At 69.6% G+C, this 15796-nt stretch carries 12 protein-coding genes and 2 pseudogenes; 5 read left to right on the forward strand and 9 right to left on the reverse strand.

Features of this window, described 5'->3' with window-relative positions:
- Positions 1 to 7: 7 nt before the first annotated feature.
- From AACL56_RS08830 to AACL56_RS08840, 3 genes are all read right to left on the reverse strand, one after another.
- A complete protein-coding gene (locus AACL56_RS08830; protein WP_339089461.1) occupies positions 8 to 457 on the reverse strand; it encodes a hypothetical protein in 450 nt (149 codons plus the stop codon).
- Complete coding sequence (locus tag AACL56_RS08835) at positions 454 to 4641, reverse strand: DUF4132 domain-containing protein (RefSeq protein WP_339089462.1); 4188 nt, start codon at positions 4639 to 4641, stop codon at positions 454 to 456. Before AACL56_RS08835 ends, AACL56_RS08830 begins: the two co-directional genes overlap by 4 nt.
- Before the next feature lie 307 nt (positions 4642 to 4948).
- Complete coding sequence (locus AACL56_RS08840) at positions 4949 to 6115, reverse strand: GGDEF domain-containing protein (protein ID WP_339089463.1); 1167 nt, start codon at positions 6113 to 6115, stop codon at positions 4949 to 4951.
- 312 nt (positions 6116 to 6427) lie between these two features.
- On the opposite strand from AACL56_RS08840, the gene AACL56_RS08845 reads away from it, so the two are divergent.
- Entirely contained in the window at positions 6428 to 6976 is a 549-nt protein-coding gene (locus tag AACL56_RS08845) for a DUF1003 domain-containing protein (RefSeq protein WP_339089464.1), read from the forward strand.
- 17 nt (positions 6977 to 6993) lie between these two features.
- Here AACL56_RS08845 and recJ read toward each other — a convergent pair whose 3' ends face one another.
- Positions 6994 to 8811 (reverse strand): single-stranded-DNA-specific exonuclease RecJ, encoded by a 1818-nt coding sequence (gene recJ, locus AACL56_RS08850; protein ID WP_339089465.1) that lies wholly within the window; start codon positions 8809 to 8811, stop codon positions 6994 to 6996.
- Positions 8808 to 9773: a hypothetical protein gene (locus AACL56_RS08855; protein WP_339089466.1), complete on the reverse strand. Its 966-nt coding sequence runs from the start codon at positions 9771 to 9773 to the stop codon at positions 8808 to 8810. The genes recJ and AACL56_RS08855 overlap by 4 nt, the downstream gene beginning before the upstream one ends.
- 55 nt (positions 9774 to 9828) lie before the next feature.
- On the opposite strand from AACL56_RS08855, the gene AACL56_RS08860 reads away from it, so the two are divergent.
- Entirely contained in the window at positions 9829 to 11085 is a 1257-nt protein-coding gene (locus AACL56_RS08860; protein ID WP_339089467.1) for a lipoprotein-releasing ABC transporter permease subunit, read from the forward strand.
- Positions 11078 to 11755, forward strand: coding sequence for a lipoprotein-releasing ABC transporter ATP-binding protein LolD (lolD, locus tag AACL56_RS08865; RefSeq protein WP_339089468.1), 678 nt, complete (start codon positions 11078 to 11080; stop codon positions 11753 to 11755). Before AACL56_RS08860 ends, lolD begins: the two co-directional genes overlap by 8 nt.
- 280 nt (positions 11756 to 12035) lie before the next feature.
- On the opposite strand, the gene AACL56_RS08870 is transcribed toward lolD, so the two are convergent.
- Both AACL56_RS08870 and AACL56_RS08875 read right to left on the reverse strand, forming a co-directional pair.
- Positions 12036 to 12575, reverse strand: a complete 540-nt coding sequence (locus AACL56_RS08870; protein WP_339089469.1) for a sigma factor-like helix-turn-helix DNA-binding protein — start codon at positions 12573 to 12575, stop codon at positions 12036 to 12038.
- A 65-nt stretch (positions 12576 to 12640) separates the two neighbouring features.
- Positions 12641 to 12799: pseudogene (locus AACL56_RS08875) on the reverse strand (sigma factor); the annotation flags it as partial.
- A 102-nt stretch (positions 12800 to 12901) separates the two neighbouring features.
- Between AACL56_RS08875 and AACL56_RS08880 the strand changes: the two are divergent.
- A pseudogene (locus tag AACL56_RS08880) lies at positions 12902 to 13497 on the forward strand (ATP-dependent Clp protease proteolytic subunit).
- Between the two features lie 111 nt (positions 13498 to 13608).
- On the opposite strand, the gene AACL56_RS34310 reads toward AACL56_RS08880, so the two are convergent.
- Both AACL56_RS34310 and AACL56_RS34315 read right to left on the reverse strand, forming a co-directional pair.
- Entirely contained in the window at positions 13609 to 13830 is a 222-nt protein-coding gene (locus AACL56_RS34310; protein ID WP_425337000.1) for a RidA family protein, read from the reverse strand.
- Complete coding sequence (locus tag AACL56_RS34315; protein WP_425337001.1) at positions 13830 to 13994, reverse strand: RidA family protein; 165 nt, start codon at positions 13992 to 13994, stop codon at positions 13830 to 13832. The genes AACL56_RS34310 and AACL56_RS34315 overlap by 1 nt, the downstream gene beginning before the upstream one ends.
- Positions 13995 to 14198: 204 nt before the next feature.
- On the opposite strand from AACL56_RS34315, the gene AACL56_RS08890 reads away from it, so the two are divergent.
- The gene (locus AACL56_RS08890; RefSeq protein ID WP_339089470.1) at positions 14199 to 15788 is read left to right on the forward strand and encodes an ABC transporter substrate-binding protein; all 1590 of its coding nucleotides are present in this window, start codon (positions 14199 to 14201) and stop codon (positions 15786 to 15788) included.
- Positions 15789 to 15796: the final 8 nt, after the last annotated feature.

The following is a 15796-nucleotide window of genomic DNA, read 5'->3' on the forward strand; positions in this document are numbered from 1 at the left end:
GGTGAAGCTAGGGAAGCCTGTAGTGGCCGGGCGTGCCGGCCTCGATCGTGATGTCCGAAATGTCCTGCGAATAGGTGTGGGTGGCGCGCAGCCGGATCCGGTCGCGCTGGAACACCTCGCGCGGATCGCCGGGCCGGAGCACGGCCATGCCGTTCGACAGCTCCTTCACGAACACCCGCGCCACCCGCCGCGGCGCGCCGCGCTCGCTCGTGGCCAGCCATTCGATCCAGAGCCGCGAATGCACATGCTCGAAGCCTTCGTCGGCGATCACCACGCGCAGCACGCCGCTGCCCTTCGGCGAGGTCCATTCGCCGCCGGTGGCCACCGCGCTGACCTGCGCCGGCACCTCGGGCGCCGCACGCGCGGCAGCGGCAGCGGGCCCGGCCGCTGCGAAGACCGCTGTGAAGGCCGCTGCAAAGGCGGCGGTCGCGGCCATCGCCCGGATGGGCAGCCTCACGCGCGCAGGCCTTCCATGTCGCGGATGAGCTCGCTCGCCGAGATCGGGTCGAGCAGGTTCAGCGTCTCGGCATCGCGCATGTCGCCCCAGCCCGAAGGCTTGCCGACCTGCACCTGGCCCAGCGTCTGCTCGGGGTACTCGTCGACCATGCCGACGATGATGCCGGGGTCCAGGCTCAGCTCGATCACGCGCTGGGTGCCCAGCGGCTTGCTGAAGTACCAGATGCAGCCGCCGTCCTGCGCCTGCCCGCGGCGCCAGCCCTTGTTGGCCAGGCCGAGCACGCGGCCGGTGGGCACCTTGGCGTCCTTCCAGCGCTCCAGCTTGAGGCTCTTGAGTTCGGCGTCGGTCAGCGTGTAGACGTCGCGGCCGATCTGCGCGAAGGGCTGCAGCAGTTCGTAGTCGGCGAACACCTGACCGAAGGCCGCCGCGTCGGCGGCGGGCAGCTCGAGAGCGTGCGGCACGCCGATGCGGATGTTCGCGCCCTCGGGCAATTCGAAGGGATCGTCTTCCGCGGTGGTGTAGCTGCCGTCCTCCGCCACGCGGAAGCAGGCCTTCAGCGCGCCGCCGTAGCTGCTGCCCTCGGTGGCGCCCTCGACCTCGTACACGCCCCAGATCAGCCGCTGCACGATGTGGCGCACCAGCGGATGCTCCACCAGGAAGGTGCGGAACACCTCGGGCGTCCAGCGCCGGCGCGCGCACATCGCCACCTCGAGGCGCAGCAGCTGCTGGCTCGCGATGGTGCGCGCGTCCTTCTTGAGCAGCTTGAAGCGTTCGACCGCTTCCTTGCTCAGTTCGGCGTCGTCGGTCTTCTTGGGCTTGGGCAGGTCGGGCAGGCGTGCGCCGTCCACGCCCTCGGTGGTCTCGCGCACGTACGGCTTGAGCGTCTCGTCGAAGCCGACCTTGAAGGCGCGAGGGCCGAAGTCGAGCCGCATCGTGCCCTGCTCGTCGAGGCCGAGGTCGGGCGCGAGCCGGTCCTCGAGCTCCTCGGTGCTCAGGCCGCGCGCCTCGGCGATGGCGTCGATCTTCTCGCGCGCCTTGTCCTGCAGACCCTTGAACTTGACCTTCTGCGCGATGCCGTTGAGCAGCATCAGCGCCACGTCGCTGCCGATGGCGGCCAGCACGTCGAGACCGGTCACCGCGCGCGCGTGCGCCGACTCGCCGGGCCAGGCGCGGATGAAGGGCGTGAGCTTGCGCGCCGTGTCGTCGTTGCCGAAGAAGCCGAGCATGGTCAGCGCCCAGCCTTCCTTGCTCGGGCCGCCGGCCTCGAGCCACGCGGTGAACGCGTCCCAGGCGAACTCGGCCAGCGAGCCGGCGTCGCACACCTCCTTGATCACCGCGATGCCACCGTAGATTTCCTCGTTGGTCGGGAAGGTCAGCATCTGGCCGAGGTTGTCGAGCGCGTCGTCGGGCAGCGCCTTGCCGTTCTTCAGCGTCGGACGTCGCCAGCCGCGCGGTTGCCAGAATTCGGGCAGCTTCGCGCGCTTGGTGGGAAAGCGGTCGAGCGGGCTCTCGTCGAGCACGGCGCGCAAGGCCTCGATGACCTCGGGCCGCCCGTAGCGGCCGGCCACCTCGAGCAGCAGCGCCTCGTGGCCGTTGGCCTGCAGCAGGCGCAACGCCGAGCCCGCGCAGTCGCGTGCCTCGCCGGCCTTGCCGAGCGCGGGCGCAATCAGGCCGCAGGCGGTGTGCTCGGGGTATTTCAGCAGCCAGGCGCGGCCTTCCGCGCGCAGCGTCTTGAGCTTGGCGAAGGCGCGCGCGGCGGGCATCGCCAGTTCGGGCGCGCCGAAGTTCAGTGCGTACGAGAGGTTCTCGGTGGGCTTGGAGCGCACCATCGCCGCCAGGCCCGGCAGCACGGCCAGGCCGTGGGTGGCCAGGATCAGACCGATGTCGTCGCTCTCGGCCTCGCCCGCGACGGCGTTCCAGAACGGCACGCCGACCGCGGCCGGCAGCAGCGCGGCGAAGCTCGCGCGGAAGCTGAACCAGTAGTAGCGCTCCTTCTTGCGCTCTGCCACCATCGCGCGCCACTCGGTCACGAGCGCGCCGGCATCGCCGGCCGCGACGGCGGCTGCGGCGGTCTTGACGAACGGCGCCAGATTCTTCTTGCCCTTGTCGAAGCCGAGTTCGTCGAGCAGCACGTCGATGTTCTTGCGCGCGGCGTCGTAGCGGCCGGTCTGCCACGAGTTCAGGCGCCGCGCGCTCTCGCGCTCTCCTTCGCCCCATTGCTCCACCGGCGCCAGCGCCAGCGGTTCCAGCACCAGCGCGGCGGCGGCCTTCTTCTGCACCTTGGCGAGCCAGGGCGGCGCGGCGAGCACGCCGGGCAGCTCGCCCGCTTCGGCGGTCTCGGCGGGGCCGGCGAGCAGCGCCAGTTGCCGGTCGATCACCGCCTGCGCGCCCGCATCGAGCCAGGGGCGCAGCGCCGGCAGCAGGGCGCCGTGCGCGCGCAGCAGGCGCGTGAGGCTGGGCGTGACCATGTTGGCGTCCTTGCCGCCCGAGGCCACCAGCCGCGACAGCGCCGGGATGGCGGCCATCGGCCAGCGGTCGACAGCCAGCGCCAGCCGTGCGAGCGCGCTTTTCGACGTGCTCGCCACGCGCGCCAGCGCGAGCACCGCGTCGGGCGTGCCGATGCAGGCCAGCGCGTCGCCTGCGTCGTCGGTGGCGGCGCCGCGCTCCAGCACCGCCACGGCATCGACACCGCGTTCCTGCACCAGCGTGCTGGTCATGGGGCCGCTGCCCCAGAAGCCGCTCGAATAGCTCAACCGCACCTTCGCGGCCAGTGCAATCGCATCGGGGTCGGTGGCCGTGAGCTGCAGCCAGTGCATCATTTCCGGCGCGTTCTTGTCGGCGGCCAGCGCATGCACCAGCGCGTTGGAGACCTCGGGCGCATCGGGCAGCAGCATCGCCAGCGCCGGCTGGCGGCTGGCGTGCACCTTGGGCAGGCCGGCCTCGATGCGGTCGCGGCAGTCCTGCCAGACCTCGGGCGCAGCCAGTGCCAGGTGCGCACGCAGCGCCTTCTCACCGTCGCCGATCGGGCCGTAGTAGGTGCTTCCCATGGGGCCCGTCACGCCCGCGCTGAAGCTGTAGAGGTGCTTGCTCGCCTTGCGGTCGTAGGACGAATGCATCTGGATCTGCTGCGCGGCCAGCAGCAGATCGATGGCGCCCGGCAGCCCGTACTGCGCCACCAGGTACTGCACCAGCACGGCGCTCATCTCGCTGCTGCCGTAGTGGCTGCCGGTGCTCAGTGCGAGCGCCAGCAGCACGGTGTCGGCCTCGGCATCCGGCGCGGGAATGGGCTGCGCGCCGCGGTCGAGCATGCGCTGCGTGGCATCGCGCAGCCCCGCGTCGGTGGCGGCCATGTCGATGTTCAGGTCGAGCTTGCGGCGGACTGGCAGCCAGGCCGCGGCCACGCTCACCGGCTCGGTGAACGGCGCCGGCGGAAAGCGGCGCGAGGGCAAGGCCTCGCGCACCATGTCGGGCGACATGCGCACGGGCACGCCGGCCGCGAGCCAGGGCGGTGTGTCGGCGCTCACGGGCAGGTCCGCCGCGGGCACTGCCGAGACGGACGTCGGCGTGGTCGATGCCGAAGTGCCCAGTTCCTTCGCAATGGCCTGGGCCTCCTTCGCAGGCGTGCAGCTGGCGCCCCAGCCGTACAGCAGGCCTGCGGCCTTCAGCCGCTTGAACGCCAGTGCCGCGCCTTGCTCGCTCACGCCGTGCTGGCGCTTCAGGCTGGCGGTGGAGAGCGAATCCTTCTGCGTCAGCGCGCCGGCTTCGATCTGCGAGCGCACGGCCTCGAAGACGCGGTCGGCCTGGCTGTCGATGCCTTCGGAGGGAGCGTCTGCATCGGCTGTTGCGGTGGCTGCGGCGGTTGCGGCCGGTACGGCGGCCGATGCCGGCGCCGCTTTTGCTGCAGGCGCAGCCGTTGTCTTTTCCGCTGCCTCGGCCTTCGGCTTCGCCTCGGTCTTGCCGATGACTGCGCCGGCCGCCACGCCCGTCTCGCTGTAGCCCTTGCCGGTCTTCTCGGTCACCAGCTTGCCGAGCGCCGTGGTGGCCTTGGCGGCATCGGCGAACGACTTGGTCTGGCTTTGGCCCGCAGTGCCGATGCGACCCCAGCGGATGTTGAGCTCGGTGTCCACCTGCTCGATTTCCCAGAATTTGCTGGCGGTTCCTTCGATCAGTTCAAAACGGCGCATGGAAAAAACGTCCTCCTGTGAATCGATGACACGCCCGCGCATGACGAACGGGCGCTGGAAAAAAAGGGGCGAATGAATGCGTGTCGCAACGCGGCCGCCGCCGAGGATAAAGACCCGATGTGAAAGCCGTATCGCTCAGCCACGCGAAGCGCCGGGCCTCGGTGGTGCTGAAAAAACAGGCGGTGCGACTGCATGAAATCTCATGCGTCGATCATGCACTGTCGCTCGCAAGACCGAGTTAAGAAGAAGGTTCGAAAGCGCTGCGCGAGACGGTCCTCGCGGGGCCGGTGCGCGGCGGCGGCGCCGCTCAGCCGTGCGCCGCGCCGCCCGACTGCTCGCCGGCGAACGCGTACGACGGACCCATGCGCTGGCGCTTGCAATGGTGCAGCGCGCGGTCGGCCGATTCGAGCAGGCCGGCCAGCGTGTGGCCGTCGGCCGGATGGCACGCGATGCCCATGCTGAGCTCGCCACCGGCGAGCAGCCGGCCTTCGTAGGCCACGGGCGTGGCGCCTGCGGTCTCGATGCGGATGGCCATCTCCGCGAGCTTCTGCCGCGCCGGATTGCCGGCCAGCAGGATCGCGAATTCGTCGTCGCCCAGCCGCGCGACCATGTCGTCCGCGCGCACCTGCTGGCGCAGGCGCAGCGCGATGGCGGCCAGCACCGCGTCGCCGCCGGTGCGGCCGTGGCGTTCGTTCACCCGCTTGAAGCCGTTGAGGTCGACCAGCATCAGCGAGAACGGCCGGCCGTCGCGTACCCACTCTTCGCCGCGGCTCTCGAAACCGGCGCGGCTGGTGGCGCCGGTGAGGGCGTCGGTGCCCATGGCGCCCATCAGTTCCTTGGTGCGCGCCTCCAGCGCCTTTTCGGTGTGCAGCACCAGCCGCATGCGCGCGCCGACGGCCGCGGCCAGCAGCGCGAGTTCGGCGATCGCACCGAGCTCCGCGAAGTTCACCGGCCCGATGGCCGGCGGGAGTTCGCTCCAGGCCGGCAGGTGCGTGACCGACAGCCCCGCCAGCAGCAGCACCGCGCCCGCGCAGAAGAACCCCACCGGCCACGGCATGCGCCGCCACGCGAGCAGGGCGCCCACCGCGAGCACCACGGTCGAGGCGACGACCAGGGCCTGCAAGGTGCGCAGCGTCCAGGCGAGCCGCGTGTCGAACGCGGCATAGAGCGCGGTGGCGGCCAGCGCCGCGATCAGCAGCAGCGCGACCTTGTCGAGCCGCGGTGCGAAGTGCCGCATGCGCAGCAGCTGCCGTGCGAACTGCAGCCGGCACGCGGCCCACAGCACCAGCGCCACCGCGGCCCAGTGGGCGAGGGGATCGTCGGGCGACAGGTTGTCCAGCCCGGCGAATGCGGCCAGGGCGAAGCCGCAGGCCAGCACGTACCAGACGTGCACCAGCGTGCCGAACACCAGCAGGAACACGAGCCCGCAGACCATCAGTCCGCCGAGCACGCCATGGCCCCAGGCGGCGGTCATTGCAGGCGGCCCTCGAAGAAGGGGCAAAAGGGCAGGGCGCCGGTGCAGCGGCGAGAGAAATGACGAGAGCGGAACGGCATCCGGGCGATTCGAGGCAAGGCGCAGTGAAACGATGGGGTAACTGATCGTATCTCCGAAGCCGTGCCCGACCATGCGCTGCGTCTCATTAACGCCTCATCCGAAAGCTGGAGGCGGACAGGAAAACGCATGCGCGCACCGCCCGCCCTGCGCCCCGGGCCCCAAGGTTTTCTTGCACCGCATCACGCCCCCTGCCTACGCGCGGCAGCGTCGTGCCGGGCGACAACCATGGAAATGTCCACGCAGACGTCTCGCACGAAGCCGCACGGGAAGCATCCGTCCATCGAGGAGCTGACCCACCGCAACATCGAGGCGATCCTTTGCCTCGAAGAAAGCAACCGTCGCTCGAAGCCGGTGCTCTACCGCGTGGTGGCGCGCATGTCGCGCTTCTGCGGCACGGTTGCCTTCCTGTGGTGGAACCTGGGTTTCTTCGCGCTGTGGATCGTGCTCAACCAGTGGGTGTGGCAGCTCGACCCGTATCCCTTCACATTCCTGTTGTTCCTGGTGTCGATCGAGGCGATCGTGCTGGCGATCATGATCCTCATCAGCCAGAACATGTCCGACGAGGAGAACGAGCGGCGGCATCACCTGGACCTGCAGATCAACCTGCTCAACGAGCGCGAGATGACGGCCCTGCTGCGCCTCGTGACCCGCATGGCCGAGAAGATGGAGCTGCCGCCCGATTCGCACGACGAGGTGAAGGCCCTGGCCGAGCGTACCGACCCCGGCAAGGTGCTGCACCAGATCGTCGCGGCCGAAGCCGCGCACGGCAAGGACGGCTGAGCGCCGGCCTTGCCGGCCTAGAACTCCGCGCCCTCGACCAGGAAGCGCAGGCGCCGCACGCCCTGCCACTCGTCGGCGTCGAGCCGGAACGCGAGCTTGACCTTCGGCGGCAGCGGCTCGGTGTGGCTGAACCACATCGCGTCGATCGGCTGCCCCTGGTGGCGCAGCTTGAGCGACAGGTGCTTCTCGCCGACCAGCCGCTGCGACACCACCTCGACCTCTTCGCTGAACGTGGGCGGCGCGAAGCCCTGGCCCCACACCTCCTTGTGCAGCGTGTCGACCAGGTCGATGCGCATGTACTCGCGCGAGATCGGCCCGTCGGTCTCGATCTGGCGCGTGAGCGCGGCCTCGGCCAGCCACTCGCGCGCCACCTGCGCAAAGCCCTTCTCGAAGGTCTCGAAGTGCTCGCGCGCCACGGTGCAGCCGGCGGCCATCGCGTGGCCGCCGAAGCGCAGCAGCACGCCCGGGTGGCGCTTGGCCACGAGGTCGAGCGCGTCGCGGAGATGGAAGCCCGGGATCGAACGGCCCGAGCCCTTGAGCTCCTGCTCCTTGCCCGGTGCGCCGCTTGCGGCGAAGACGAAGGTAGGGCGGTGGAAGCGGTCCTTGATGCGCGAGGCCACGATGCCCACCACGCCTTCGTGGAAGCCCGCGTCGAACACGCTGATGGCCGGCGGCGGCGCGGCGATGCCCTCGACCGTGTCGTCGGCGGAGAACAGCGACTCGGCCAGCAGCAGCGCCTGGTCGCGCATGCCGCCCTCGATGTCGCGCCGCTCGCGGTTGATGCCGTCGAGCATGCGCGCGAGCTCGTCGGCGCGGCCGGCGTCGTCGGTCAGCAGGCATTCGATGCCCAGCGTCATGTCGGCCAGCCGGCCGGCCGCGTTGATGCGCGGGCCGAGCGCGAAGCCGAAGTCGAAGGTGGTGGCTGCCGCGGCCTGACGGCCCGCGGCCTTGAACAGCGCGGCCACGCCCGCAGGCATGAAGCCGGCGCGGATGCGGCGCAGGCCCTGCGCCACCAGGCGGCGGTTGTTGGCGTCGAGCTTCACCACGTCGGCCACGGTGCCCAGCGCCACGAGCGGCAGCAGCGCATCGAGCTTGGGCTGCGGATTGCCCACCCCCCGGCTTGCCGCTTCGTGTGCTTCGCCACCCCCCGGGGAGGAGGCTCGCTCGCCTTGGGGCCGCACGGCGGCAGGCGACGGCGCGTCGAACACGCCGCGCGCGCGCAGCTCGGAGCGCAGCGCCAGCAGCACATAGAACATCACGCCGACACCGGCGATGCTCTTGCTCTCGAACCCGCAGCCGGGCTGGTTCGGGTTGACCAGCACATCGGCCGCCGGGAGTTCGGGGCCGGGCAGGTGGTGGTCGGTCACCAGCACCTGCAGGCCGCGCGCCTTGGCGGCGGCCACGCCCTCGACGCTGGCGATGCCGTTGTCCACTGTGATGAGCATGTCCGCGCCGCTCGCGGCCACGCGTTCGGCAATGGGCGGCGTGAGGCCGTAGCCGTCGACCACGCGGTCGGGCACGAGGTAGCTCACGTTCTTCGCGCCCAGCAGGCGCAGGCCGCGCACGCCGACCGCGCAGGCGGTGGCGCCGTCGCAGTCGTAGTCGGCCACGATGCACAGGCGCCTGTTCTGCGCGATCGCATCGGCCAGCAGCACGGCCGCCTCGCGCGTGCCGCGCAGCGTGTCGGGCGCGAGCAGGCGCGCGAGGCCGTCGTCGAGTTCTTCCTTGGCCTGCACGCCCCGTGCGGCGAACAGGCGCGCGAGCAGCGGGTGCACGCCCGCCTGTTCGAGGGCCCAGACGGTGCGGGGGGGGATGTCGCGGGCGATGATCTTCACAGCGACTCCAGCACCCCGGCGGCGCGCGTGCGGTCGAACAGGCTCCTGGCCCAGCGGGCCAGGCCGCGCTGCTGCACGGTGTAGCGCTGCGCCGCGCGATCGCCGCACAGCGTGAGCGTGACGTCGGCGCCGCGCGTGTAGTCCGCCAGCAGCGAGGCGAGGGCGCCGGCGTCCAGCGCCTGCCAGGCGGCGGCCCAGGCCGCGCCGTCGTCACGCAGCGCGGCGATGCGCAGCGCGTCGTCGACCTCGGGGTCCGTGACCGGTGGCCTGGCGTCTGCAGGCAGCGAACCCGTGCCGCTGAGCCAGAAAGAATTGATCGGCGGCACACCGCGCGCGGTGCGGTCGTCGTTCACGCGCTGCGTGTACAGCAGCATCTGCATCTCGTTCTGCAGGCGGCGCAGCGAGCGTGCCGAGTCGCCCAGCGGCGACCACTGCGAGATCGGGCAGCCCACCGCGCGGTCGATGGAGGCCGTGGCGAGGCCCTCGAAGATGGGCGCAAGCGCGAGCCAGCGGCCCGGGGTGTCGGAGGGATGCAGTGCGATGCCGTCTTCCTCGAAGAACGGCGCGGCGACGGCCAGCAGGGCCATCGATTCGGCGGCGTCGATCTCGATGGCGGACGGGTCGCCCAGCGCCACGTCGTCGATGCCGACCTGCCAGTTGCACAGCGTGACGAGGCCCCAGGCCTCGGTGTCGCCGGGAAGGGCCAGAGAGATGCGCCGGGCTTCCAGCGCGGCCCAGGGGATGCAGCCGTCGGGCGCGGCGATGCCCAGCGCCCGCGCAAGCGCACGTTCGTGAGGAGGTGAGCGCGTGCTTTCGTCCTGCGTGTCGGTGTCGGCAAGGCTGAGTCGGGACAGCAGGGATTCGAGGTTCGGCAGCTTCAGTGCCGGCAGTGCCGCACGGCAGGCAGGGGAACCGCGGCCGGCGAAAGGGATCAACAGGTGACGTGGGGAGGTTTCGGCCATGCCCCTATTGTCCCGGAAGCCCCCAGGTTGTCCGTGATGCCACAATTCCGCCCCTATGCGACTCCCCTATGAACTGCAGCTCGGCTGGCGCTACACGCGCGCAGGCCGGGCGACGCGGCGCAACGGCTTCATCTCCTTCATCTCCGGTGTCTCGATGCTCGGCATCGCCCTGGGCGTGGCGGCGCTGATCATTGTGCTCAGTGTGATGAACGGCTTCCAGAAGGAAGTGCGCGACCGCATGCTCGGCGTGGTGTCGCACATCGAGATCTTCTCGCGCGACGGCCAGGCGCTGCCGCAGCTCGACGAGATCATGGCCGCGGCGCGCAAGCATCCCGAGGTGGTCGGTGCGGCGCCGTTCATCAACACGCAGGCGCTCATCGCGCGCGGCGAGGACATGAAGGGCACGCTGGTGCGCGGCATCGAGCCCAAGCTCGAACCCGAGGTCACCGACATCAACGGCATTGCATCCAGGGGCACCTTCGACAAGCTGGTGCCGGGCGAATTCGGCATCGTGCTCGGCGCCGAGCTGGCGCGCTCGCTCTTCGTGCAGCCGGGCGACCAGGTCACGCTGGTGGCGCCGGGCGGGCAGGTGACGCCGGCCGGCGTGGTGCCTCGGCTGAAGCAGTTCACCGTGGTGGGCACCTTCGACTCGGGCCACTACGAATACGACTCCGCGCTGGCCATGGTGCACGAGCAGGACGCCGCCAAGGTGTTCCGCCTCGAAGGCCCCACCGGCATCCGCCTGAAGCTCAAGGACCTCAACGAGGCGCGCGACGTGGCCGACCAGCTCGCCGTGAGCCTGCCGGGCTCGTTCCTCATCCGCGACTGGACGCGCCAGAACAAGACCTGGTTCGCGGCCGTGCAGGTCGAGAAACGCATGATGTTCATCATCCTCACGCTGATCGTGGCCGTGGCCGCCTTCAACCTGGTCTCCACGCTGGTGATGACCGTGACCGACAAGCGCGCCGACATCGCCATCCTGCGCACGCTCGGCAGTTCGCCGCGCAGCATCATGGGCATCTTCGTGGTGCAGGGCGCGATGGTGGGCGTGATCGGCACCGTGGCCGGCCTGCTGCTGGGCCTGGGCATCGCCTACAACATCGACGTGATCGTGCCCTTCCTCGAGCAGCTGTTCCATGCGAGCTTCCTGCCGAAGGACATCTACCTGATCAGCAAGATGCCGAGCGATCCGCAGCGAAGCGACATCTTGCCGATCGCGATCATTTCCCTGGTGCTGGCCTTCGTCGCCACGCTGTATCCGAGCTGGCGCGCCAGCCGCGTGAACCCGGCCGAGGCCTTGCGCTATGAGTGATGTTGTCTTGAAGGCCCGTGGACTCACGAAGCGGTTCCACGAGGGGCGCCTCGACCTGACCGTGCTGCATGGCGTGGACCTCGATGTGCACGCCGGCGAGACGCTGGCCATCGTCGGCGCCTCGGGCTCGGGCAAGAGCACGCTGCTGCACCTGATGGGTGGCCTCGATGCGCCCACCGGCGGCAAGGTCGAGCTGCTGGGCAAGGACATCGCCCATGCCGACCCGGCCGAGCAAGGGCGGCTGCGCAACCAGCACCTCGGCTTCGTCTACCAGTTCCATCACCTGCTGCCCGAGTTCAGCGCGCTGGACAACGTCGCGATGCCGCTGAAGATCCGCCGCGTGGAGCCGGCCACGGCGGCGCAGTCGGCCGCGAAGATCCTCGAGAGCGTGGGCCTGGGCCAGCGCCTGCACCACCGCCCGGCCGAGCTCTCGGGCGGCGAGCGCCAGCGCGTGGCGATCGCGCGCGCGCTGGTCACGCAGCCGGCCTGCGTGCTGGCCGACGAACCCACGGGCAACCTCGACCGCAGCACGGCGGACAACGTGTTCGCGCTGATGCTCGACCTGGCGCACCGCCACGGCACGGCGTTCGTGATGGTCACGCATGACCAGGATCTGGCGAAGCGGTGCGACCGGGTGCTGCAGCTGGTGGCCGGGCGGTTGGCCGGCTGAGTTTCTGTCTTTCTCCCTCTCCTTCCGGGGAGGGCCGGGGTGGGGGAAGCGGCCTCGAAGACCGCGCGATGTCGAGGGCCGCGCGCCCCCATCCCAACCTTCCCCAGAGGGGAAGGAGCAAGAGATCCGGAGGCGTTCCACCGGCAGTACCGCCGGACCCTGAGTGACTCCCTCCTCTGGGGAGGGCGGGGTGGGGGCAAGCGGCCTCGAAGACCGCGAGATGTCGAAGGCCGGGAGCCCTCGTCCCAGCCTTTCCTCAAAGGGGCAAGTAGCCGGATGCCTAGTTCAGCGGCACAGCTTCTTCCATCTGCCGCACGTCCAGCGGCAGCACGCACAGCACTTTCCCGCCGAGCGTCAGCACCAGCCCGAGGCGTCCGCCCATCTGCATGATCTGGCAGACCGCGCGCGGCGCTGCATCCTTGGCGATCGCGGCCGGCACTGCAGCAGCCCGCGTCGGCGGCTGCCGCAGCATCGCGAACAGCACGCTCGCGTCGCACTCGGCCAGCGCCTGCCGGTACACGTGAAAGACCGCTTCCGGTGCGCCGTCGTTGTCGTCCGTGTCCTGCCGCAACCGCAGCAACGCGCGATGCAGTTGCTGCCGGCACGCCGCTTCGGTCCTGCCGCTGGCCTCGGCCATTTCCTTGAAGCTGGCTTCGAACACCTCGCGCAGCAGCACGGCCGCGCCATCGGCGGGCGACAGCCGCGCCGCCAGCAGGCGCAGTGCGCCGTGGGCCGACTGCGCTGTCGCCGCGTCGTCCTGCGCGGAGGGCGACGCGTCGGACGCGGCCTGCACTGCGGCGTCCTGCAGCCAGAGCTGCATCCGGTGCGCGCGCGCAGCCGGTCGATGGCGATGTTCCGCATCACCGTTGTGAGCCAGGCCTGCGCAGCGTCGGGTGCCGCGCGGTCCCCGGCCTCCAATGCACGCAGGTAGCTGTCCTGCACCACGTCCTCGGCATCCGCCGGGCCGCCCAGCATGCGCGCCGCCGCGCGAACCAGCCGGCCTCGCAGTGCCGGGAATTGCGAGAGATAGTGTTCATCGAGCATCGGCGCAGCTTGCCATAGCCAGCAATGTCACGAAACTGCGGGCTTGTTCGTCAAGACAGTTCAACCACAGGAGCTTTCTTCATGCAGCCCACCATGTTCTCAATGGAATCGGAAGACGACACCAAGCCCGCTGCCACCGGCGAGCCGCGCAATTCCTACCTGGAGGAAAAGGCGTTCAAGTCGCGCACGCTGCTGATCTTCGGCAGCATCAGCGACTCGGTGGCCGCCGACGTGACGCGCCGGCTCATCGCACTCGACGCCGACAGCGCCGACAAGCCCATCGACATCCTCGTGAGCTCGCCCGGAGGGCACCTGGAGTCGGGCGATGCGATCCACGACATCGTGCGCTTCATCAGTGCGCCGGTGAACATGATCGGCACCGGCTGGGTGGGAGCGCGGCCACGCACCTGTTCCTGGCCGCGCCGCGCGAGCGCCGCGTATGCCTTCCCAATACGCGCTTCCTGATCCACCAGCCCAGCGGCGGCGCGGGCGGCCAGGCGACCGACATCGCCATCCAGGCGCAGGAAATCATCAAAGCCCGGCTGCGCATCGCGCACGAGATCGCGCGCGAAACCGGCAAGCCGCTGGACGTGGTGATGGCCGACATCGAGCGCGACCGCTGGCTGTCGGCGGAGGAGGCCGTCGAGTACGGACTGGTCTCGCGCATCATCCAGCGCAAGACCGAGCTGAAGGGCTAGCTGTCGCGGCAAGGTATTGCTGCAATCGACCCGGAAATACTGCGGAACCGGCTTTGCCTGGACCGCAGGTGTTCCCCGGCAGGGGCGACACGAAGTGCGCGACGCCCCGAATCAGGCCTTCGGTTTGTAGGCGACCACGTCGACCTCGACCTTGGCGTCGACCATCAGGCGGGCCTCGGTGGTCGAGCGCGCGGGCTTGTTCTCGCCGAAGTAGCTCATGTAGATGCGGTTGAACGCACCGAAGTCGCGCGCGTCCTGCAGCCACACGGTGCTCTTGCACACGTCGTCGAGGGTGGCGCCGGCCAGCGCGAGCACGGTCTTCAGGTTTTCCATCACCTGGCGCGTCTGCGCTCGATGCCGCCCACCACGATCTCGCCGTTCTTGTCCGCCGGCACCTGGCCCGACACATAGATGAAGTCGCCGGCGCGCACGGCCGGGAGAAGGGACGCACCTGGCGGTCGGAGGCGAGGGAGGGCGCCGAGGTATTCGAGGGGCATGGGAACTCCTTGTGAAGAAGAGAAGGGTCGGGAGAAGCGAGCCGCAAGTATCCATCCAATCTGAAAATCTATTTCAAATTTGCTTGCGATCAAGGGTTAACACGGATGATTTGGCATGGATAGTGCTTCAAAGTCCGGGCCAGAAAGAAAATTTCTTTCATAACTCGCTCCGCCTCGAGCGCCCGCCCCAAGAAGGAGTTCTCCATGCCCCACGTCGGTTCCTCCCCGCACCTTGCCCTGCCCCGCCTGCCCCTGCTGTCCAGGCGCACCCTGCTGGGCGCGTCCCTGCTCGCGATGTTGTGTGCGGCGCTGCCGCAGCAGCAGGCTCACGCCCAGGGCCCGCGCAATTTCGCCACGCTGGCCATGGTGGCCGAGCCGCAGACGCTCGACCCGATGGCGTCGACCGCCGACCTGGTCGGAACCATCATGCAGCACGTGTACGAGACGCTCTACACCTTCGACGCCAAGTGGAACGTGGTGCCGATGCTGGCCGAGGGCATGCCGAAGATCTCGGCCGACGGCAAGACCTACGCCATCACCCTGCGCAAGGGCGTGATGCTGCACAACGGGCGCGAACTCACCGCCGACGACGTGGTGGCCAGCCTGCAGCGCTGGATGGACCAGTCGCCGCGCGGCAAGGCCGTCGGCAAGGAAATCGACAGCCTCAAGGCCAAGGGGCCGCTGGCCGTCGAGGTGGTGCTGAAGGAACCCTATGCACCGCTGCTCTCGCAGTTCGCGCTGCCCAGCGGCATGGCCGCCATCATGGCCAAGGACTCCATCGCCTCGCCACTGAAGGACTTCGTGGGCACGGGTCCCTACAAGTTCAAGGAACGCCGCCCCGACCAGTTCGTTCTGCTCACGCGCTTCGACAAATACGCGGCGCGCAAGGAGCCCGCGAGCGGCTACGGCGGCAAGCGCGAAGCAGCCATCGAGGAACTGCGCTTCGTGCCGGTGCCCAACGCCAGCACCCGCGTCGAAGGCGCGCTGGCCGGCCAGTACGACTTCGCCGACCTGCTGCCGGTGGAAGCGCTGCCGCGGCTGGAGAAGTCGGGCGGCAAGACCGTGCCGATCATGACGCCGTCGTTCGGCTTCCCGTACCTCGTGCTCAACACCAAGGAGGGCGTGGCCGCCAGCCAGCCGGTGCGCCAGGCGATCCAGATGGCGCTCGGCGAAGGCGAGATGCTCGCGGCCGGCTTCGGCGACACGCGCTTCTTCGTGGCCGAGGCCAACCACTTCCCCAAGGGTTCGCCGTTCTATTCCGCGGCAGGTGCCGACCAGTACAACCAGCGCAATGCCGCCAAGGCCAAGGAAGCCGCGGCCAAGGCCGGCTACAAGGGCGAACCCATCCGCGTGCTCACCAGCCGCCAGTACGACTTCCACTACAACATGGCGCTGCTGATGGCCGAGCAACTCAAGCGCGCCGGCTTCAAGGTCGACCTCAACGTGGTCGACTGGGCCACGCTGGTGCAGCGCCGCAACGACGCCAAGCTGTGGGACATCTACGTCACCCACTCGGGCCAGTTCCCCGAACCCATGCTCTCGCCGCCGCAGCTCGGCGACGGCGCGCCCGGCTGGTGGGAAACGCCCGCCAAGAAGGCCGCGCTGCAGGCCTTCAACGTCGAGAGCGACCCGGCCAAGCGCGGCGCGCTCTGGGGCAAGGTGCAGCAGGTGGTCTACGACGAGGTGCCGTACATCAACGTCGGCAAGTTCAACGGCCTGTCTGCGAAGAGCCCGGCACTGGACAACTACGTGCCCGCGACCTGGCCGTTCTTCTGGAACGCGAAGATCAAGTAAGCCGGGAA

The sequence above is a fragment of the Variovorax paradoxus genome (assembly GCF_902712855.1).
GTDB classification, from domain to species: domain Bacteria; phylum Pseudomonadota; class Gammaproteobacteria; order Burkholderiales; family Burkholderiaceae_C; genus Variovorax; species Variovorax paradoxus_Q.